This window comes from Pseudomonas orientalis (assembly GCF_022807995.1).
GTDB lineage: Bacteria > Pseudomonadota > Gammaproteobacteria > Pseudomonadales > Pseudomonadaceae > Aquipseudomonas > Aquipseudomonas orientalis_B.
In genome coordinates, this window is record NZ_CP094351.1 from 2196753 (window position 1) to 2218288 (window position 21536).

The following is a 21536-nucleotide window of genomic DNA, read 5'->3' on the forward strand; positions in this document are numbered from 1 at the left end:
GTTGCACAATAAGTTCAGGATTCTGCTCTGGTTCGGAACAAAGCGAAAGCCTAAGGTGGGTGCCAACGCCAACTACCTGGAGCGCCTGCCATGTCCATTACCCTTGAGCACTACATCAACGACCAGCGCGTGAGCCGCGATGATCGCTATCAGGACGTCTACAACCCGGCCACCGGTGAAGTCACCGCGCGCGTGGCCGTGGCCAGCCGCCAGACCGTGGCCGAAGCCGTCGCCGCCGCCCAGGCCGCCTTCGCCGGCTGGGCCGACACCCCGCCAATCCGCCGCGCCCGTGTGCTGTTCCAATACCTGCACCTGCTGCGCGAACGCAAGGACGACCTGGCGCGCATCATTGTCGCTGAACACGGCAAGGTCTTTACCGACGCCCAGGGCGAAGTCGACCGTGGCATCGACATCCTTGAATTTGCCTGCGGCATTCCCAACCTGCTCAAGGGCGAACATTCCGACCAGGTTTCCCGTGGCATGGACAACTGGACCCTGCGCCAGCCCCTGGGCGTGGTGGCCGGCGTGACGCCGTTCAACTTCCCGGTGATGGTACCGATGTGGATGTACCCGATCGCCATTGCGGCGGGCAACACTTTCATCCTCAAGCCAAGCCCGACCGACCCGAGCGCCTCGTTGTTCATGGCCGAGCTGCTGCGTGAAGCCGGCCTGCCCAAAGGTGTGTTCAACGTGGTGCAGGGTGACAAGGAAGCGGTGGACGCGCTGATCGAACACCCGGACGTCAAGGCGGTGAGCTTCGTCGGCTCCACGCCGATTGCCCAGTACATCTACGAAACCGGCGCGCGCAATGGCAAGCGTGTGCAAGGCCTGGGCGGCGCGAAAAACCACATGGTGGTGATGCCCGACGCCGATATCGAAAAAACCGTCGACGCACTGATGGGAGCGGCCTACGGCAGTGCCGGCGAGCGCTGCATGGCGATCTCGGTGGCGGTGCTGGTGGGGGATGTGGGTGACAAAGTGATTGCGGCCTTGACCGAGCGCGCCAAGACGCTGCGCATCACCGATGGCCGCGATTTGAAAGCCGAAATGGGGCCGATTGTGTCGAAGGTGGCGCTGGAACGCATTCGTGGCTATATCGAACAGGGCTTACAAGCCGGTGCGCACTTGCTGCTCGATGGCCGTGACTACGTACCCACCGAACCCGGCCTGGAAAACGGCTTCTGGCTCGGCGCCACGCTGTTCGACCATGTGACTCGGGACATGAGCATCTACCGCGAAGAGATCTTCGGCCCGGTACTGGCCTGTGTGCGCGTCAACGACTTTGCCGAAGCTGTGAAGTTGGTCAACGACCACGAGTTCGGCAACGGCGTCAGCTGCTTCACCCGCGACGGCCACATCGCCCGCGAATTTGCGCGGCGCATCGAAGTGGGCATGGTCGGCATCAACGTACCGATCCCGGTGCCGATGGCGTGGCATGGGTTTGGTGGCTGGAAGAAGAGCCTGTTCGGCGACATGCATGCCTATGGCACCGAGGGGGTGCGCTTCTATACCAAGCAGAAATCGATTATGCAACGCTGGTCGGAGAGCATCGAGCAGGGCGCGGAGTTTGCGATGCCAGTGTCCAAGTAAGGTCTCACAGGCCCTGTAGATCCAAATGTGGGAGGGGGCTTGCCCCCGATGGCGGAGTGTCAGTCACCCTCGATGTGCCTGAAGCACTGCTATCGGGGGCAAGCCCCCTCCCACATTTTTGTCTGTGTTCCCCAAGCTGGCGATCGCGCGAAAGTTCTGCATGGCCTTGTCTTGTTCGGCGGTGTTCATCACTGGCACTCCAGGCGGGCGGGGGAGAGCATCCCTGCGTCCAGGCCGAACTGCGTGAGGTGCTCGGGCAGCGGCTCGCCGCGCACCAGGGCGGCACTGGCCTGGCCCATGGCCGGTGAAGTCTGGATGCCGTAGCCACCCTGGGCAGCCACCCAGAACAGCCCGGGTACCCGAGGATCAAAGCCTGAGAGCAAGTCACCGTCGTGCACGAAACTGCGCAGCCCGGCCCAGGTGCGCGTCGGGCGGCGGATGGTCAGGGTGGTGGCTTCTTCGATCTGGTAGATGCCCATGGCAATGTCCAGTTCTTCGGGCTGCACATCCTGGGGTTCTACCGGGTCGGCATTGGCCGGCGAGCCGAGGAACATGCCGGCGTCGGGTTTCATGTAGAAGGCATTGTCGAGGGCGACCAGCATCGGCCAGCCGTGACTGTCCAGGCCGTCGGGGCCGGCGAAGATGAACGCCGAGCGGCGCTTGGGTTGCAGGCCGATGGACGCCGCGCCCGCCAACCCGCCGATATGCTCGGCCCAGGCGCCGGCGGCGTTGATGATGATCGGGGCGGTGAAGTTCGCATCCGGGGTATGCACATGCCAGAGGCCGTCGGACTCGCGGCTCAAGCTCAGCACATGGCTGTCGGTGCGCACTTCGCCATTGTTGCGGCGGATACCGCGCAGGTAGCCCTGGTGCAGCGCATCGGTGTCGATGTCGCAGGCGGTGGGGTCATAAATAGCGCCGTGGACCTTTTCGCGGCGCAGGATCGGCAAACGTGCGCAGGCCTGGTCGGCGCTCAGGCGTTGCACCTGCGCCACAGTGGCCTTGGCATTCAAGTATTGGCGGTCGAGTTCAGCGGGGTCGCCGGTGAAGTCGACGGTCATTTCGCCCCGTGGGGTGAGCAGTGGATGTTCACAGAAGCCTGCGGGCGGCTGGTCGAAGAATGCCCGGCTGGCCAGGGTCAACGCGCGTACTTGCGCGGTGCCGTACGCGGCCGAATAGAGCGCCGCCGAACGCCCGGTGGAGTGGTAGGCCGGATGGTTTTCGCGCTCCAGCACCAGCACGTTGGCGTGCTGCGACAACCAGAACCCGGTGCAAGCCCCCGCGATGCCACCGCCGATGATGATGAAGTCTGCGGTGCGGGCCTGGGGCTGGTTGATGATGAGGGCGGGATCGGACATGAAGGCCTCGAACTAAACTTATTTGTTCATTAATGGCTATTCAATGTGGGAGGGAGCACGCCCCCTTCCACAGTTTTTACTGCGTTCAGGCAGTGGGTTTTGTACAGGTCAGGCACTCGATGGAGCGATCTACCGTGGTCTTGGCAATTTCCAACAGGTGCCACACCGCCAGGATTTTCGCCCGCTCGGGGCTTTGCAGCAGTTCGCCGCAGTCCAGGGCGGTGGCGGAGGCGCTGTCGAGCAAGCTGGCGGTGTAGAGCAGGGCGTCTTCGAAGCTGAGGTCATCGTTGACCGAGTGGAAGCCCTGGGTGGGCAGGTAGTGGTCGATGGCGCGGTTGAACGCGGCGCGGTCTTTTGCGGGATCGTGGGGTGGGTCGGGTAGGACTTTGTTCATGGTGTCTTTCCTGTCTGAATATCAAGGAGCTGACACGTTTCGCGACTAAACGAAGGTGGCGGCTGTACGCAGGTTAGTCGACCGGTCAGAACAGGAACCCGGCGCGCCCGAGGGCGCCCTGCGCACAGCCACCATGAAGCTTCATGAGACATGCGCCTGTTCAAATCCGGGCGACTAAACCCGATCACTGATGAGCAGTGACGGAGCGCAGACTAGCCAGCGATTCCAGCAGGCACAAGGCGGCAGGGATTGTCTAGGAAACGTCCTGCAATTAAAAGGGATGTGCCTTGCTGGCCCTTTACAAACCATGACCAAATGCCACTAACCCCGCCGATCCAACAGTGGAATGCGGGCAAGGTGGGAGCTGGCTTGCCTGCGATAGCCTTGGGTATCTACACAACTTTCAAAGGCTGACAATCTCCCTCCATATTAAACAATAAAGTGTTCGACAGTTCGCCGCGTCTTCACTAGTCGTTTTGATACTTCGTAAGTGTGGGTCGTAGAGGGGATGCGCTGCGAGTACTTTTATGTCGACAGCAACTGAGCTGACAACTAAGCGCTTGATTTAACTTGGCGTGCAATACCGTTAAGCACAGAAAAATAACGGCTCCGGCCCGCAACCCTGTTGCCTGGTAGTTGAGTAGCTAGCTTTCTAGTTGCTGGTCGTTGATTGTAAGTGCCACTGTCTTTATATCAAGGATATAAATACAGTGATGGCCTTTGTAATCTAAATAATTCTTCACGTTGCGACAGCCAGGCTTCCATGTTAAACCTTGCTCCGCACGTTAAGGCCAACTCTGGCTCGCTCTTTTCAGTCAGCAGCAAGTTGCTGGCTGTCATGTGTTATTCAATCTTCGCTTGTCACTTAAGCGTCAGTAAAAGGACATCATCATGAAACACGCGAATCACACACCCACTCGCTGGACTCGGGCCGATGCGCTGAAAGTTAATGAGAATGACCCGACGACCACGCAGCCGTTAGTGCGTCCTGACTTTCCTGTCATGAGTGACACGGTATTTATCTGGGACACCATGCCATTGCGTGAACTTGATGGCACCGTGGTATCCGTCAATGGCTGGTCGGTGATCTTCACACTCACCGCCGACCGCCGTCCCCACGATCCGCAATTCATCAATGCCGACGGCCGCTACGACATCAAGCGCGACTGGGAAGATCGCCATGGCCATGCGCGTATCTGCTACTGGTACTCGCGCACCGGCAAGGACTGGATCTTCGGCGGTCGTGTCATGGCCGAAGGGGTCTCGCCGACCACCCGTGAATGGGCCGGTACACCGATCCTGCTCAATAACGCCGGTGATATCGACCTGTATTACACCTGCGTCACCCCCGGAGCGACGATTGCCAAAGTGCGCGGCCGGGTTGTCACCTCCGACAGCGGTGTGGAGCTGGAAGGCTTTAGCCAGGTCAAGTCGCTGTTCGACGCCGACGGCACCTATTACCAAACCGAAGCGCAGAACGCGACCTGGAACTTCCGCGATCCCAGCCCGTTTATCGACCCTGTGGATGGCAAGTTGTACATGGTGTTTGAAGGTAACGTCGCCGGCGAGCGCGGGACACATGAAGTGGGCCCCAATGAGCTGGGGTTGGTGCCACCGGGGCATGAGGACGTGGGCGGGGCGCGCTATCAGGTCGGCTGCATCGGCATTGCCGTCGCCAAGGACCTTAACGGTGACGAATGGGAGATCCTGCCGCCGCTGGTGACCGCCGTCGGCGTGAACGATCAAACCGAGCGGCCGCACTATGTGTTCCAGGACGGCAAGTATTACCTGTTCACCATCAGTCACAAATTCACCTACGCCGATGGCGTGACGGGGCCGGATGGCGTCTATGGGTTCGTCAGCGATCATCTGTTCGGCCCTTACACACCCATGAATGCCTCCGGGCTGGTGCTCGGCAACCCGCCTTCGCAGCCGTTCCAGACGTATTCGCACTGCGTGATGCCCAACGGCCTGGTAACGTCGTTTATCGACAGCGTGCCCACCAACGGCGATGACTACCGCATCGGCGGCACCGAAGCGCCCACCGTCAGGATTGTATTGAAGGGTGACCGCTCGTTTGTGCAGGAGGCTTATGACTATGGGTACATCCCCGCAATGCGTGATGTCGTGTTGAACCAGTGACTGTCTGACGGCAATTTATCAGCAGATAAAATGCTGCAAATGTGGGAGGGGGCTTGCTCCCGATAGCGGTGGGTCAGATAAATGAATGTTGACTGACCCAACGTCATCGGGGGCAAGCCCCCTCCCACAGTTTGATTGCGTTCAGGCCGAAGACTTCATGCATTCGATAGCCATGGACTTGGAAATTCAGCAAATGCCACCCCTCCCACTGTTGAAATGCAGACAAATGTGGGAGGGGGCTTGATCTGGCCTAATGAAATTGGACACATCAATAGGGCGCTATGATGGCGCCCAAACCTGAGGTGTACAGATGATGCGAAAGTCCTATTCCAGTGAGGTCAAACTCAACGCTGCAAGCATGGTGCTTGATCAAAACATGCCTGTTCCCGAAGTTTGCGCCAGTTTGGATATTGGCCCTACGGCTTTGCGTCGCTGGGTCGAGCAGGTGCGTAAAGAGCGCGCCGGATCCACGATGACGGGCACAAAAGCAATTACTACCGATCAGAAGAAAATTCAGGAACTCCAAGCCCTGCTCAGGCAGAAAGATCGAGATATCGAAATCCTAAAAAAGGCCAGTGTTCTCCTGCTTTTGGACTCCAAAGATCATTCCCTCTGATCAGCGAGCTAGGCGAACAGTACGGCATTACAGATTGCTGTCGTGTTTTTGAAGTCAACCGCAGCAGCTACTACGCCTGGCGCCAGCGCCAGGGAAAAATCAACCTGGAGCGCGAAGCGCTCAAGGTTGTTCTCGTTAAGTACCACAAGGCCTCAAGAGGATCGGCTGGAGCGCGAACCCTTTCTGAAGACCTGCGAGGTGCAGGCCATCAGGTGGGGCGTTACATGGCTCGCAGCTTGATGAAGGAAGCCGGGATTGCCAGCCGCCAACGCAGGCCCCACAAATACAAATCGTCAGGCGTGGAGTCTCTGGTGGCTGAGCATGAACTGGAGCGCGAGTTCTACGTAGCGGACATCAACAAGGTCTGGTGCGCGGACATCACCTATATCCAGCTCGGTAAGCGCTGGCTCTACTTCTCGGTAGTTTTGGACCTGTTTGCCCGCCGAGTGGTGGGGTGGTCGTATTCACTGGTCGCTGATGCGACGTTGGCTACTGAGTCACTGCGCATGGCTGTTGAATTGAGAGGGAGGCCTAAAGGTGTGCTGTTTCATTCCGACCAAGGCTGCCAGTACACCAGTCATAAATTCAGGGCTGAATTGCAGGCCCATGAGCTCAAGCAGAGCATGAGTCGAAAAGGGCAGTGCTGGGATAATGCCCCGATGGAGCGTTTCTTTGGCAGCTTGAAGTCCGAGTGGGTGCCCGAGAAAGGCTACAGCTCGGAGTACGAAGCTCGGGCAGATATCAACCGATATGTGGCGCGCTACAACAGTGTAAGGCGCCACAGTTACAACGGTTACCACTCACCGATAGCGGCGGAAAAGCTAGCGGCGTGAAAACCGATAAGAATGTCCAAAATTACTGGACCAGATCAGCTTGCCCCCGATAGCGGTGGGTCAGCTAGAGACATAGTGACTGACACTCCGTCATCGGGGGCAAGCCCCCTCCCACAGGGTTATTCAGTGTTGGTAGCAATTGAGTTCAGCGCCTTCCCGCCCGTGTACTCACATCCACCCACACCGCCAGCACCAGGATGCTGCCCTTGACGATCATCTGCCAGTAACTGTCCACGTCCAGCATCGACATGCCGTTATCCAGGCTGGTAATCACCAGTGCCCCAAGCAGCGCGCCATACACGGTGCCCGAGCCGCCGCGCATCGAGGTGCCGCCGATAAAGCACGCGGCAATCGCGTCCAGTTCGCCCATGTTCCCCGCCGACGGTGAACCGGCCGCCAGGCGTGCGGTGTTGACCAGGCCGGCCAGCGCGCACATCACGCCCATGATGCCGAAGATCCACAGTTTCACCGCCTGCACGTTGATACCCGACAGCCGCGTGGCTTCCATGTTGCTGCCCACCGCGTACACACGGCGGCCGAACACGGTCTGGCTGGTGACGTAGCTGAACACGCCGAGCAGCACCAGCAGCAGTAACACCGGCACCGGGATGCCGTCGTAGCTGTTGAGGGTAGTGACGAACCCGGCCAGCACTGCACCGATCAGCACTACGCGCAGTAAGTCGCGCGTCAGGGCATGCGCCGTCAAACCATGCAGTGCCCGGTTACGCCGTTGCCTCCAGGTCAGGAACAAGGTCAGGGCAAACAGCAACACGCCCAGGCCAATGCCCACCGAATGCGGCAAATACCCCTGGCCCACGTACACCAGCGACGGCGACACCGGCGCGATGGTGGTGCCGCCGGTGATGCCCAGCAGGATCCCGCGAAACGCCAGCATCCCGCCCAGGCCGACGATGAACGAAGGGATGCGCAGGTACGCCGTCATATAGCCGTTGGCCAGGCCGATCATCAAGCCGCACAACGCGACCAGGCTCAGGTTGGCCAGCAACGGGATGTGATACACCACGTCCAGGATCGCCGCCAGCCCGCCCAGCAAGCCCAGCAATGAACCCACCGACAGATCGATTTCACCGCTGATGATCACCAGCACCATGCCGCACGCGAGTATCCCTGTGATGGACATCTGCCGCAGCAGGTTGGACAGGTTGCGCGGCGTGAGGAAGCCGCCCTCGGTCTGCCAGCTGAAAAACAGCCAGATGAACGCGACGGCGATCACCAGCGCGAGCATTTTGTAGCGGGTGAAAAGCTGTTTGACCTGATTCATCTACGCGGTCTTCCGATCGTTATTATTTTGGCTGAGCGCAGCGGCGAGCACCTGTTCCTGGGTGAGGCCCTCGTTGATGAAGTCGCCACGCAACTGGCCGTCGCCGATCACCAGCACGCGGTTCGACACGCCGAGCACTTCGGCGAGTTCCGACGACACCATGATGATCGCCACGCCTTCGGCCGCCAGCGCGCCCATCAGTTTGTAGATCTCGTACTTGGCGCCCACATCCACCCCGCGCGTGGGCTCATCCAGGATCAGCACCTTGGGCTTGGCCATCAGCATTTTCGCCAGCACGGCCTTTTGCTGGTTGCCACCTGAGAGGCTGGTGATCGGCAGAAACGGGCTGGCGGTTTTCAGGTGCATGCGCGCGATCTGCTGGTCGATGCTGCCCAGTTCGGCCTCGGCGTCGATGCGGGTCAGGCGGGCATAGCGGTCGAGCACCGCCAGGGTGATGTTCTGGCCCACGCCCAGGTCGGGGATGATGCCCTGGCGCTTGCGGTCCTCGGGCACCATGCACAGCCCGGCGCGGATCGACTTGAGCGGCGTGCGCGTGTCGATCACCTGGCCTTCCAGCCACACCTCGCCGCTGTAGCGCCCGGGGTAGGCGCCGAACAGCGCCGACACCAACTCCGTGCGCCCGGCGCCGACCAGCCCGGCAATGCCGAGGATTTCGCCACGCCTGAGCACGAAGGAAACATCGTCGACGCGTTTGCGCCTGGGGTTGTCGACGTCGTAGCAGGTGACGTTGCGCGCCTCGAACATCACCTCGCCCACCTCATGGGGTTCGGTGGGGTAGAGGTTGCTCATCTCGCGGCCCACCATCTGGGTGATGATCTGCGCGATGTCCATGTCGGCCATGGCGGTGGTTGCGATGTGCTTGCCGTCACGAATCACGGCGATGGTGTCGCACACGGCCGCCACTTCATCGAGCTTGTGCGAGATGTACACGCAGGCCACGCCCTTGGCCTTGAGGTCGCGGATGATGTCGAGCAGTACCTCGATTTCCGAGCGGGTCAGGGCCGAGGAGGGCTCGTCCAGGATCAGCAGCCGTGCCTGTTTGTTCAGGGCCTTGGCGATCTCCACCAGTTGCTGGTAGCCGCCGCCGTACTGCGACACCGGCAGCGCCACATTCATGTCCGGCACCTTGAGTTCACGCATCAACGCCTCGGCGCGGTGCAGCATCGCCGGGTAGTTCATGCGCCCACCGGGCAGGGTCAGCTCGTGGCCCATGAAGATGTTCTCGGCCACCGACAGGTCGGGCACCAGGGTCAGTTCCTGGTGGATGATGACAATGCCGGCGGCTTCGGTTTCGCTGATGGACTGGGCTTTGAGCGGCTGCCCGTCCCAGAGGATTTCGCCCTCCCAGGTGCCGTACGGATAGACCGCCGACAGCACCTTCATCAAGGTGGATTTGCCGGCGCCGTTTTCGCCGCACAACCCGACGCACTCGCCGGGCCGTACCTTGATGTCGATGCCGTTGAGGGCGTTGACACCGCCAAAGCTTTTGACGATGCCGTTCATTTGCAGCAGGTAGTCGGACATGGGAAAGGCTCGCACGAAAAGGCTGACCCCCACCCCTGTAGGAGCGAGCTTGCTCGCGAAAAACGTCAACGATAATGCGCGCTTCCTGGATAAACGCGACGCTCTCGGGTTTTTCGCGAGCAAGCTCGCTCCTACGGGCGGCGAGGTTTTATCGAGGCAATCATCATTGCCCGGCGATCTGCTCTTTGGTGTAGAACCCGTCCTTCTCCAGCACGTCGATATTGGCCTTGGTCAGCGGTGTCGGGGTGAGCAGGATGGTGTCGACCTGCTTGCTGCCGTTGTCGTACTGCGAGCTGTAGGTGGGTTTTTCATTGCGCGCCAACTGCACCGACAGTTTGGCCGCCTCGGTGGCGATCAACTTGAGCGGCTTGTAGACGGTCATGGTCTGGGTGCCGTCGATCACGCGCTTGATCGCCGCCAGGTCCGCGTCCTGGCCGGAAATCGGCACCTTGCCCGCCAGTTTCTGCGCGGCCAGGGCCTGGATCGCACCGCCGGCGGTGGCGTCGTTGGAGGCGACGATGGCGTCGATCTTGTTGTTGTTACGGGTCAGGGCGTTCTCGACGATGCTCAGGGCTTCGGTGGGGTTCCACTCTTTCACCCATTGCTGGCCGACAATCTTGATATCGCCCTTGTCCATGGCCGGTTGCAGCACCTTCATCTGGCCTTCGCGCAGCACCTTGGCGTTGTTGTCGGTGGGCGCGCCGCCGAGCAGGAAGTAATTGCCCTTGGGCGCGGCTTGCAGCACGCCGCCGGCCTGCATTTCGCCGACTTTTTCGTTATCGAAGGAGATGTAGGCGTCGATGTCGGCATTGAGGATCAGGCGGTCATAGGACACCACCTTGATCCCGGCCTTCTTGGCTTCGGCCACCGCGTTGGTGAGCACCGTGGCGTTGAACGGCACGATCACGATCACATCGACGCCCCGGGAGATCAGGTTTTCGATCTGCGAGATTTGCTTCTGCTCGTTGGCATCGGCGGACTGCACGAACACCTTGGCATCGAGTTTTTCCGCCGCCGCAACGAAGTAGTCACGGTCGCGGGACCAGCGCTCCAGGCGCAGGTCATCGATGGAGAAACCGATTTTCGGGTGAGCCGAATCGGCCATCACCGGCAGGGCGAGCAGGGCCAGGGCAGTGGCGAGCAGCGTACGTTTGAATGACTTCATGGTGGTGCGTCCTTTTATTGTTGTTGGAAAAGACACAGCGTGGTGCGGGTTCAACTGTAGAGCGTCATTCGACGCTCGGTGCAAAGATTTGTCGCGCAAATGTCACCGCCCTTGTAGGAGCGAGCTTGCTCGCGAAGAACGTCAACGATAACGCGAGACACTGGGTTAACCGTGTCGTTCTTGCGTTCTTCGCGAGCAAGCTCGCGCCTACAGAGGGGGGTCAGGTGTAGATGAACCGATTCACGATTCCTTCCAGCATCTCCTGCCGACCGCTCACGGCGTGCGGGTTCAGTTCGTTGGTAAACGCATGCTCAGCCAGGGATTGCAGGCTGAACTCGCCCGCCAGGACGGCTTTGCCCAGCGGCTGCTGCCAGCCGGCGTAGCGCTGGTCCTTGAACTGTTGCAGCCGGTCGTTCTGCACCATGGCGGCCGCGCGTTCCAGGGCCAGGGCCAGTACATCCATCGCTGCTACGTGGCCGTGGAACAGGTCGATATCGTCCAGGCTCTGGCGGCGCACCTTGGAATCGAAATTGTAGCCGCCGTTCCTGAACCCACCGGCCTTTAGGATTTCATAGGTGGCCAGGGTCATTTCCTCGACGCTGTTGGGGAACTGGTCGGTATCCCAGCCGTTCTGCGGGTCGCCACGGTTGGCGTCGATGCTGCCGAAAATCCCCAGGGACACGGCGGTGGCAATTTCATGGTGAAAGCTGTGCCCGGCCAACGTCGCATGGTTGGCCTCGATATTCACCTTGATCTCGTGCTCCAGGCCGTATTCATGCAAGAAGCCGAATACCGTGGCGCTGTCGTAATCGTACTGGTGCTTGGTCGGCTCCTGGGGCTTGGGCTCGATCAGCAGGTCGCCGGTGAAGCCGATCTTGTGCTTGTGCTCCACCACCATGCGCATGAACCGGCCGAGCTGTTCGCGCTCGCGCTTGAGGTCGGTGTTGAGCAGGGTTTCATAGCCTTCGCGGCCACCCCACAGCACATAGTTGGAACCCTTGAGCTGCAGCGTGGCATTCATCGCGCTGAATACCTGGGCAGCGGCGTAGGCGAACACCTCAGGGTCTGGGTTGCTCGCGGCGCCGGCGGCAAAACGCGGGTTGCTGAAGCAATTGGCGGTGCCCCACAGCAGCTTGATGCCGGTCTGTTCCTGATGACGCTCCAGGTGATCGACCATCTGCGCAAAGTGGTTGCGGTACTCCTTGAGCGAACGGCCTTCGGGCGCCACGTCAGTGTCGTGAAAACTGTAGTAGTCGATACCCAGCTTGGAGAAAAACTCAAAGGCCGCCTCCGCCTTGCCGATGGCCAACTCCATCGGATCGCCGCTGCGCTGCCACGGCCGCTTGAAAGTGCCCACCCCAAACATATCCGCCCCCGGCCACACAAAGGTGTGCCAGTAACAGGCAGCCATGCGCAGGTGCTCACGCATGGGCTTGCCGAGGATCAGCTTGTTGGCGTCGTAGTGACGAAAGGCGAGGGGAGCGTCGCTGGCAGGGCCTTCGAAGCGAACCTGCTCGACACCTGGGAAGTACGGCATGGCGTTTTCCTTATTGTTCTTGGCGGTGTCTGGATACTAGCAACGGCACTGGGGCCGCTGATTATGAAAATCACCAAGGGGTGGTGCGATTTTGAGTGACGGATTCGGAACGGCTCAGGGAGTACAGGAGTTAGGGAAACGTCTGACTTTACGGTGAGGGTCTGCCTCTTCAAAGTTTGGAGCGTCAGCCAACATCCCCCTTAGGAAGATATAGCAGGGGCTCAATGGCCCTGTTGAAAACATGCCGGGACGTCCCACATAAACAGCCATGGTCGGCTGATGGCCGGCACTTTGGATAGTTACAGCGACTGTCCCTGTAAAGCCGAGTTGGTGCCGTCGGTGTCGTCAGCCAAGTACCACAGCACAGGTGGCTCGGTTGTGAGTGCCAACAGGCAAGCCGCCGGGCCGGTCCGGCCAACTGCTTTTCAAAACGCTTATACCCCGGCAAATCATTCGGCACCGCCCGTATTTAACAGCCTCTCGGGCCAGGAGCCAGGTTTTTACATCGTTCCCAAAAGCGTGACTCGCCAAGCGTTGGAAGCCACGCTGTTTCCAATTCATGATCCGGCTGTGATGCGCAAGTTTCAATCACTGAATCCCAATACAAGCCACGTCAAAGCCGGCTCGATGATCGTACTCAGCGATCCGAACAACATCTCCTGCACGTATGAAGAAGCTCAACTGATGCAGGCTGCACAACACGTCAGCGCATCACTGGATGAGCTGACGCCGGACGAGGCCGACTTTCTGTATCGCCATGGCGCTGAAATCGCTGGGTTCATCGGCCATACCTCTACCTGGCTCGGCGTTAGTGCGGTGGTGTTGGAGAAGCATCTGAGCAATCTGCGCGACACTCTCCAGGCGATGGAGCGCCTGCATCAGGAAAGCTATCGGCAGCACGGCCACCTTAAATTCCCGCAGTTCTTTGCTGATCGTCAGCGACTTATGCATCAGCTGGATGCCCATTTGCTCAACTCGACGCGCTTGCGCGGCCAGACAACTTTGGGCGATCACCCGAAGCTGAAAACGGCCCTGGGTATTTCCAGCCGCAGCTTGGTGCATCACTGGGACAAGGCGGGCGGGCCGGGTCAGATTCCGGGGTATGCCGCTCATGTGGAGGCGGTCAGTCGTGCTACGGAGTACATGAAGGCGGGTGGTTACATCGGCATTGGTCTTGGCGGGGTATCTTCGTTGTTGGCGGTTCAGCAGGTGTGTAATGGGGATTCCGGTGCAGCATGTGAGAAGGTTAAGTTTACCGAAGGAGGAAAATTCGTCGGGTCAACCGCTGTAGGTGCTGCAACCGGATTGGCAGCCAGCTATGCCAGTACTGCGGTCTGCATTGCGCTTGGCGTCACAACAGGGGTAGGTGGTGTTATTTGCGTTGCTGCTGTTGTAGGTACCGGCGCATGGGTGGGTACGACTTACGGTGGTAAAACGGGTGAGTACTTAGGTGAAAAAATTTACGAGACCGGACAACCATGACCAGTATTGATACGTGGCCTCCTTGGATTGCAATCATTGTTACAGGTGGGCCAATTCTTCTCGCAGTTGCTGGCGTTACCTTTAGTTTTTACCTGAGTCGTCGGCACCTGGAGTCTATGAAAGAGGCACTGAGGAACAGTCACTTTATTTATATATGGGGGACAAGCCTGGGAAAGAGGGGGGTAATCTGGTCGCTTTGGGAAATATCAAAAATTGCCGGAATGGTGACGTTGCCAAAGGCGTCTCTTCGCATTGGAGAACTGGACCCTGTCGATCTCAAAAATTTTCCTCCTCACCTAAAACGCCTGTTGGCCATCAATATGATGATGTTGATCGGTTCCGTCTTTTGGTCAGTAGTTGCAGCCATGCTAGTGGAATTTAGGTAAGTTAAGCGGGCCTCATCCCCAGGTCCGCTATCCTTGGCCAGACCTCTGCGTACCTGTTTGCACTGACCGGCCCCAGGACAAAAACAATGAAAACCCTACCGCCCGTGCACCGCATCGCCTTGCTCTTCAACGGCAGCAAAATCTACGACCGTGGCATCATCGCCGGTATCGGCAATTACCTGAGCAGCACCCGCGCGTCCTGGGATTTGTTCCTGGAGGAGGATTTTCTCTGTCGCCTGCGCGGCATCGAGCGTTGGCAGGGTGACGGGATCATTGCCGACTTCGACGACCCGTTGATCGGCGAGGCGTTGGCGGGGAGTCGAATACCGGTGGTGGCGGTGGGCGGGTCGTATGCGGATGTCAGCCTGTATCCCAAGGGCATTCCCTATGTGGCGACCGATAACCATGCCCTGATGAAGCTGGCCTACGAGCACCTGATCGAGGCGGGGTTGACGCGGTTTGCCTGTTTCAGCCTGCCCGAAGCCCAGGCCAATCGCTGGGCTCAGGAGCGTGAGAAAGCCTTTCGCGGATTGATGCAGCGCGATGGCTTGCAGGTGGAGATCTATCGCGGGCTGGGGACCAGCGCGCCGTTGTGGGACAGCGCGGTGGAGCAGCAGATTGCCTGGCTGCACAGTTTGCCCAAGCCCATCGGCATTATCGCGGTGACCGACGCCCGTGCCCGGCAGCTGTTGCAGGCCTGCCTGACGGCGGGGATTGCGGTGCCCGAGGAAGTGGCGCTGATCGGTATCGACAACGACCCGCTGACCCGCACGCTGACGCGGGTGCCGCTGAGTTCGGTGATCCAGGGCACCGAAACCATGGGCCGCACCGCCGCCGCGCTGCTGCACCAGATGCTGCATGGCAAACCCTGTGCGGGCACGCAGGTGCTGGTGCCGCCGGACGCGATCAACGTGCAGGCCTCCAGTCTGCACCAACCGTTGGGCAACCCTTATGTGATGCAGGCGCTGCTGTTTATCCGCCAGTACGCCTGCCAGGGCATCAAGACCGCCCAGGTGGCGGCGTATGTCGGGGTGTCGCGTTCATCGTTGGAGTCGCACTTTCGCAAGGTGCGCGGGTGCAGCGTGCATGACGAGATCCTGCGCTTCAAACTTGCCGCCGCCGCCAAGGGCCTGGAAAACCAGGCCCTGGCGATTGCCGATATCGCGCAGACCTGCGGGTTCACCTCGGCGCAATACCTGCACACGGTGTTTCGCCGCGAGTTCGGGTGTACGCCCAGGCAGTACCAGCAGGGCGCGGCCTAGAGCAGGCGCCCAAGGGACGTATGAGCAGCAGGGTTCGTGCGGGATTTTCCAGGCACAAAAGCGCGGTGCGGGCGCACCGCGCTGACAAGGGATTGTTACGGCAGCGCGTAGGCGATCACGTAATCGCCACGGTCGGTGGACTGGCGTGCACCGCCGGCGGTGACGACGATGTACTGCTTGCCGGTTTTCGGTGATACGTAGGTCATCGGGCCGCCCTGGCTGCCCACTGGCAGGCGGGCTTTCCAGATTTCATCACCGTTGCCGCTGTTGAGGGCGCGCAGGTAGAAGTCCTGGGTGCCGGCGATAAAGATCAGGCCACCCTGGGTCGACAGCGTACCGCCGAGGGTCGGCAGGCCTACCTTGATCGGCAGGTGCATGCGGATGCCCAGGGGACCGGTGTCTTCGACGGTGCCCACCGGTACTTGCCAGGCGATTTTCTGCGTCTTCATGTCGATGGCGGTCAAGGTGCCGAACGGCGGCGCCTGGCACGGAATGCCGGCCACCGACAGGAAGCGGTTCTTGTTCACCGCGTACGGCGTGCCCTTGAGCGGCACGGCGCCCATGCCGGTGTTCAGCGCTTCGCCACCGGAGGCGGCCAGGGCCTTGTTCTGCGACGGCACCATCTGGATCCACAGGCCCAGGCGCATGTCGTTGACGAAGATAAAACCGTGCACCGGGTCGGTGGAAATGCTGCCCCAGTTCATGCCGCCCAGGGAGCCCGGGAAGCTCAGGGATTTATCGGTGCCCGGCGCGGTGTACAGGCCGTCGTAGCGCATGCCCTTGAAGTCGATGCGGCACAGCAACTGGTCATACGGCGTGGCGCCCCACATGTCCGATTCGGTCAGGGTTTGCGCGCCGATCTGCGGCATGCCCAGGGATTTGGGCTGGGTAGGGGAGTACGGCTCGTTGGGAATGTTCGCGGCTTTGACCGGCACTTCCTGCACGTCGGTCAACGGCTTGCCGGTGGCGCGATCGAGCACATAGAGCTGCCCGGCCTTGGTGCCGATCACCACGGCGGGCACCGCCTTGTCGCTGCCCGGCGGGGTGAAATCGATCAGGCTGGGCTGCATCGGCAGGTCGAAGTCCCACAGGTCATTGTGGACCGTCTGGTACACCCATTTCTCCGCACCGGTGGAGGCGTCCAGCGCGAGTATCGAAGCACCGTATTTATGATTGAGCTGGGTGCGCTCCACGCCATAGATGTCGGTGGACGAGCTGCCCATCGGCAGGAAGACCGTGTTCATCAGCGGGTCGTAGGACATCGGCGCCCAGCTGTTCGGGGTGCTGCGCACGTAGGTGCCGCCATCGGCCGGCGCTTGTCTGTCTTCAGGGTTGCCGGGGTCGAAGGCCCAGCGCATCTGGCCGCTGATCACATCGAAACCACGGATCACGCCGCCGGGCATATCGGTTTGCACGTTGTCCGCAACGCGACCGCCGACCACCACGGTGGTACCGGCAATCAGCGGCGCCGAGGACAGTTGGTAGTAGCTGTCCGGGACATTCCCCAGGCCGGCCTTCAAATCCACCTGGCCGTGGGTGCCGAAGTCTTCGCAGAATTGGCCGGTGTCGGCATCCACGGCGATCAGACGCGCATCGATGGTATTGGTCAGCAGGCGACGCTGGCATTGCGCACCGGCGGCCACGCTGGCGGCAAGGATCGGCGAGCTGCCTTGTTGGGTCGGCTGGGCAATCGGCGCAGTGGCGTCGAAATACGCCATGCCACGGCAACGCTGCCAGACCGCCGATTGGGCGTTGACCTGGTTCTTCCACAGTTCCTTGCCGGTGTCGGCGTCGAGCGCGATGAGGTTGTTGTGCGGGGTGCAGATGAAGACCTTGTTGCCGATCTGCAGGGGCGTCAGTTGGTCCTCGGCACCGTTGCCGTCGCTGATCGCCACGTCACCGGTGCGGTAGGTCCAGGCGACCTTGAGCTTGTCGATGTTGTCGCGATTGATCTGGTCCAGCGCGGCGAAGCGGCTGCCGCCTTCGGTGTTGCCGTAGTGCGCCCAGTCTTTCTGTGCATCGGCGGCGGCCACCGGGGTGATGCCGGGGCCGGCTCCGGTCGGCGCGACGCTAGGGTGGGCGACGAACATATTGCCCGCCGCCACCGCCACGCCCAGCGCCAGCACGGCGGCGACGCCGTACGCAGCACGCGCCGGTTTGCCAACCAGCAGCGGATACACCAGCGCGACCACGATACCGATCACCGCGAACATGAACAGGCGCGAGAACAGCGGCCAGTACACCAGGCCCACGTCCGCGACGGCCCATACGGCCGTGCCGACCAGGAACGCGGCGAACAGCCAGGCCCCCGCCGGGTTGCGCCGGGCAATCAGCAGCCCGGCAACGGCCATGGCCACGCCACCGATCAGGAAGTACCAGGAACCTCCCAGGCTGACCAGTTTGGCGCCGCCGACGGCGAGCGCAAGGCCGAGCAGGGCGATGATCACGCCCAGGCCCAGGAGTAGGATTTTAGAGACGCCAGCGGCGCGCGATGCTCGTTTCATGTCGAAAGGACTCGAGTGAGAGAGGGCAAGGCCTAATGCCAGTCGGTTAAGCGAACGAAATGCTTAAAGCAGCGAAGATCCCCTGTGGGAGGGGCGGTGCGACGATTCGACTTGCCCCCGATGACGTCGGCCCAGCAAACACTGATGTTGGTTGACCCACCGCTATCGGGGGCAAGTCGAATCGTCGCACCGCCCCTCCCACAGGGATCGGCGCTAACTGACTGGCATTAGGGCAAGGCCGCGATTTTAGCAATATAAGTAACTGGTTAGTACATTTTGTCGCAGGGCGATGATTCCAGCGCATCGCGGACACCCGGGGCTTCGCGAAACATTTATTAATAATTAACTGGTTATTGTAGTTGTACGACGTCGTATCAACTGTGTTCGACTATCAGCGCTCTCACAAAAAAAATAACGGAGACTCCCCCCCTATGACCGGTTTTCCTTCCGTCGAAGGCAAGGCTGCGGCGCCCGCGCCCGGCCATGTCGTACGACTTCTAAAGCTGCTCGGCCCCGGCGTTATCGCGGTACTGTCCTGGCTGGGCGCGGGCGATCTGATTACCTCCTCCGTTGCCGGCGCCAACTATGGCTATGCGATGATGTGGGTGCTCGCGGTATCGCTGTTGCTCAGGTACCTGATCGTCAACATCATTGCGCGCTTCCAGCTGTGCAATAACCAGGGCATGACCATCCTTCAGGGCTATGCCCAGTTGAACCCGTTTTTCGCCTGGTTCCTGCTGGTGTATGCGCTGCTGATGGGGCATTTGATGAATGCCTACATGATCAAGGGCGCGGGTGAAGCGCTGGCCATGCTGTTCAAGACCGACTACGCGCTGCTGTGTTCGGTGGCCGTGGTGCTGGCGGTGTGGCTGCTGGTGGGGCGCAATATCTATTCGATGATCGAAGGCGTGATGAAGGGCCTGCTGGCAATCATGACCCTGGCGTTCATTGCCCTGGCGGTGATGTCCGGGCCGGATATGGCGGGCATTGTCCAAGGCACGATCGGTTTCAGCATTCCGCCGGATGAGGGTGTACATGGCGCCTTGCTGGTGGCGGTGTCGGTGATCGGTGCGGTGGCGGGTTCGATCGCCAACTTCGTGCACCCCTACGTGATGCGCCAGAAGGGCTGGATCGGCCCGCAGCACAAGCGTATCCAGCGTAACGACCTGCTGTTCGCGGTGTTCGTCGGTATCGTGATCAATCTGGCGATCTGGATTGTCGGCGCCGAGATCCTGCGCCCCAACGGCATCGAAGTGAAGACCCTGGGCGACCTGGGCAAGGCGCTGGAACTCTTCTTCGGCCCGATCGGCTGGTACATCTTCTTTATCGGTGTGTTCGCCACGCTGTTCGCCAGCATTTCGGGCAAGACCACGGCCTTTCCGATGCTGATCACCGATGCGTTCCAGCATGTGCGCCCCGGACGCCGGGAACGCTACGGCAAAGAGTTCCACCATGACCCGATGCACAAGTGGTTCATGCTGTTCATCCTGGTGACACCCCTGATCTGGTCGCTGCCGGGCATGCCGGACTTTGTCACGCTGACCATCGGTGTCAGCGCGTTGAACATCATTGGCCTGCCGGTGATTTCCCTCGGCTTGCTGATCATGTCCAACCAGAAGTCGCTGCTCGGCAAGGAATACCGCAACAACCTGTTCGAAAACATTGCGCTGCTCTTCGCCACGGGGCTGGCGCTGTGGGTCGCGTTCCAGTTGGGCGTCGAGCTGTTCAACTGATCACCGGTCGTGCAGGCGTCGCATCGGCTTGATGCGACGCCTGCGGGCGATCAACGAAACGCCGGCACCACCTGTTCGATAAACAGTGCCAGGGACTTCTTCTTCTCGGCATGGGGCAGGCTGTTGTCGCACCAGAAGCTGAACTCATCCACGCCCAGTTCCTGGTAGTAGCGGATGCGCGGGATGATTTCTTCTGCGGTGCCGATCATCGCGGTTTTGTGCAGGCTTTCCAGTTCGAACTCCGGGCGTGCGGCGAACTTCTCTTCCGGGCTTGGCTCAAGGAAGCCGTTGACCGGCACGTTCTTGTTGCCGAACCAGGCATCGAAGGTGCGATAGAACTTCGAGATCGCCCTGGCCCCGACTTCCCAGCCTTGCGGATCATCGGCGGCGTGCACATGGGTGTGACGCAGCACCATCAATTGCGGGCGCGGCACGCCAGGGTTATTGTCCAGCGCGGCCTGGAACTTGTTCTTGAGGTCCAGGACTTCTTCGTCGCCCTTCATCAGCGGCGTGACCATCACGTTGCAGCCGTTGGCCACGGCGAAATTGTGGGAGTCGGGGTCGCGGGCGGCGATCCACATCGGTGGGCTGGGCTGCTGGATTGGCTTGGGCACGCTGGTGGAGGTGGGGAATTTCCAGATATCGCCGTCGTGGGCGTAGTCGCCTTTCCACAGGGCGCGCACCACCGGCACCATTTCACGCAAGGCCTGGCCGCCGCTGGAGGCGGGCATGCCGCCGGCCATGCGGTCGAATTCGACCTGGTAAGCGCCACGGGCCAGGCCCACTTCCATGCGCCCGTTGCTGATCACGTCGAGCAACGCGCATTCGCCCGCCACCCGCAGCGGGTGCCAGAACGGCGCGATAATGGTGCCGGCGCCCAGGTGGATAGTGGTGGTCTTGGCCGCGAGGTAAGCCAGCAGCGGCATCGGGCTTGGCGATATGGTGTATTCCATCGCGTGGTGTTCGCCAATCCACACGGTGCTGAAACCGCCGGCTTCGGCCATCAGGGTCAGTTCGGTCAAGTCTTCGAACAACTGACGGTGGCTGACGCTTTCATCCCAGCGTTCCATGTGTACGAACAGCGAAAATTTCATGACGCATACCTCGGATCTATTGTTATTTTCCGCGAAAAAACGGGTTCAGCGGGGTATCAGGCAGGCACCGGCAGGGTACCCATCTTGCCGTGGCAATACACCAGGGGCCCGTTCGGCTGCGCCGGCACGATCAGGTTCTTGACCGAGCCCACCATGATGGCGTGGTCGCCGCCTTCGTATTCGCGCCACAACTCGCATTCAATGACGGCCGTGGCATTGGCCAGGATCGGATTGCCCAAGGCACTCAGGGTCCACTCGATGCCCTGGGCCTTGTCCTTGCCTTTGCGCGCAAAGGCGTAGGCTTCGCTTTGCTGCCCGCCGGACAGCACATGGATGGCGAAGCGCTTGTTCTTGATCAGTACGGGGTAGGAGTCAGAGCTGTAGTTGGGGCAGAAGAGCACCAGGGCCGGGTCCATGGACAGCGAGCTGAACGCACTCGCCGTGAGGCCGACAATTTGGCCGTCGTCATCGAGCGTGGTGATCACGGTGACCCCGGACGGAAACGAGCCCATCACTTGTTTGTAGATGGTGGCATCAATCATGGGATGGTCCTCTGCTATGAAGCGTTTTTTTAAATTTATAGGTCTGATGGTATACCGTAATACAGGAGTTG

Annotated in this window: 17 protein-coding genes; 8 read left to right on the plus strand and 9 right to left on the minus strand. The window is 60.5% G+C overall.

Annotated elements, in window-relative coordinates:
• Positions 1–90: 90 nt before the first annotated feature.
• Positions 91–1590 (plus strand): CoA-acylating methylmalonate-semialdehyde dehydrogenase, encoded by a 1500-nt coding sequence (locus MRY17_RS09870; protein ID WP_243353654.1) that lies wholly within the window; start codon positions 91–93, stop codon positions 1588–1590.
• 188 nt (positions 1591–1778) lie between these two features.
• Here MRY17_RS09870 and MRY17_RS09875 read toward each other — a convergent pair whose 3' ends face one another.
• Entirely contained in the window at positions 1779–2948 is a 1170-nt protein-coding gene (locus MRY17_RS09875; RefSeq protein WP_243353655.1) for an NAD(P)/FAD-dependent oxidoreductase, read from the minus strand.
• Between the two features lie 85 nt (positions 2949–3033).
• Positions 3034–3342 carry a DUF6124 family protein gene (locus tag MRY17_RS09880; protein WP_181284809.1) on the minus strand — a complete coding sequence of 103 codons (309 nt, stop codon included), beginning with the start codon at positions 3340–3342 and terminating at the stop codon, positions 3034–3036.
• Positions 3343–4233: 891 nt separating this feature from the next.
• On the opposite strand from MRY17_RS09880, the gene MRY17_RS09885 reads away from it, so the two are divergent.
• The 3 genes from MRY17_RS09885 to MRY17_RS09895 all read left to right on the plus strand — a co-directional run bounded on the left by MRY17_RS09885 (position 4234) and on the right by MRY17_RS09895 (position 6933).
• Positions 4234–5484, plus strand: coding sequence for a glycoside hydrolase family 68 protein (locus tag MRY17_RS09885; RefSeq protein ID WP_243353656.1), 1251 nt, complete (start codon positions 4234–4236; stop codon positions 5482–5484).
• 310 nt (positions 5485–5794) lie between these two features.
• The gene (locus tag MRY17_RS09890) at positions 5795–6100 is read left to right on the plus strand and encodes a transposase (RefSeq protein ID WP_241188859.1); all 306 of its coding nucleotides are present in this window, start codon (positions 5795–5797) and stop codon (positions 6098–6100) included.
• Positions 6101–6126: 26 nt separating this feature from the next.
• A complete protein-coding gene (locus MRY17_RS09895) occupies positions 6127–6933 on the plus strand; it encodes an IS3 family transposase (RefSeq protein WP_243353916.1) in 807 nt (268 codons plus the stop codon).
• A gap of 145 nt (positions 6934–7078) precedes the next feature.
• Here the strand turns inward: MRY17_RS09895 and MRY17_RS09900 are convergent, their stop codons facing one another.
• The 4 genes from MRY17_RS09900 to xylA form a co-directional block, all read right to left on the minus strand.
• Positions 7079–8215 (minus strand): sugar ABC transporter permease, encoded by a 1137-nt coding sequence (locus MRY17_RS09900; RefSeq protein ID WP_243353657.1) that lies wholly within the window; start codon positions 8213–8215, stop codon positions 7079–7081.
• The gene (xylG, locus tag MRY17_RS09905) at positions 8216–9760 is read right to left on the minus strand and encodes a D-xylose ABC transporter ATP-binding protein (RefSeq protein WP_243353658.1); all 1545 of its coding nucleotides are present in this window, start codon (positions 9758–9760) and stop codon (positions 8216–8218) included.
• A 163-nt stretch (positions 9761–9923) separates the two neighbouring features.
• The gene (xylF, locus tag MRY17_RS09910; RefSeq protein ID WP_243353659.1) at positions 9924–10925 is read right to left on the minus strand and encodes a D-xylose ABC transporter substrate-binding protein; all 1002 of its coding nucleotides are present in this window, start codon (positions 10923–10925) and stop codon (positions 9924–9926) included.
• Between the two features lie 220 nt (positions 10926–11145).
• A complete protein-coding gene (gene xylA / locus MRY17_RS09915; RefSeq protein ID WP_243353660.1) occupies positions 11146–12462 on the minus strand; it encodes a xylose isomerase in 1317 nt (438 codons plus the stop codon).
• A gap of 279 nt (positions 12463–12741) precedes the next feature.
• Between xylA and MRY17_RS09920 the strand changes: the two genes are divergently transcribed.
• The 3 genes from MRY17_RS09920 to MRY17_RS09930 all read left to right on the plus strand — a co-directional run bounded on the left by MRY17_RS09920 (position 12742) and on the right by MRY17_RS09930 (position 15592).
• Entirely contained in the window at positions 12742–13944 is a 1203-nt protein-coding gene (locus MRY17_RS09920; RefSeq protein WP_243353661.1) for a PAAR domain-containing protein, read from the plus strand.
• Positions 13941–14330 carry a hypothetical protein gene (locus MRY17_RS09925; RefSeq protein WP_243353662.1) on the plus strand — a complete coding sequence of 130 codons (390 nt, stop codon included), beginning with the start codon at positions 13941–13943 and terminating at the stop codon, positions 14328–14330. The genes MRY17_RS09920 and MRY17_RS09925 overlap by 4 nt, the downstream gene beginning before the upstream one ends.
• A gap of 86 nt (positions 14331–14416) precedes the next feature.
• Positions 14417–15592: a XylR family transcriptional regulator gene (locus tag MRY17_RS09930; protein ID WP_057721951.1), complete on the plus strand. Its 1176-nt coding sequence runs from the start codon at positions 14417–14419 to the stop codon at positions 15590–15592.
• A 95-nt stretch (positions 15593–15687) separates the two neighbouring features.
• Here MRY17_RS09930 and MRY17_RS09935 read toward each other — a convergent pair whose 3' ends face one another.
• Entirely contained in the window at positions 15688–18096 is a 2409-nt protein-coding gene (locus tag MRY17_RS09935) for a glucose/quinate/shikimate family membrane-bound PQQ-dependent dehydrogenase (RefSeq protein WP_243353663.1), read from the minus strand.
• Positions 18097–18527: 431 nt separating this feature from the next.
• On the opposite strand from MRY17_RS09935, the gene MRY17_RS09940 reads away from it, so the two are divergent.
• Positions 18528–19829, plus strand: a complete 1302-nt coding sequence (locus MRY17_RS09940) for an Nramp family divalent metal transporter (protein ID WP_243353664.1) — start codon at positions 18528–18530, stop codon at positions 19827–19829.
• Between the two features lie 50 nt (positions 19830–19879).
• Here MRY17_RS09940 and MRY17_RS09945 read toward each other — a convergent pair whose 3' ends face one another.
• Entirely contained in the window at positions 19880–20923 is a 1044-nt protein-coding gene (locus MRY17_RS09945; protein WP_243353665.1) for an LLM class flavin-dependent oxidoreductase, read from the minus strand.
• A gap of 56 nt (positions 20924–20979) precedes the next feature.
• A complete protein-coding gene (locus MRY17_RS09950) occupies positions 20980–21465 on the minus strand; it encodes a flavin reductase family protein (RefSeq protein ID WP_243353666.1) in 486 nt (161 codons plus the stop codon).
• Positions 21466–21536 lie beyond the last annotated feature (71 nt).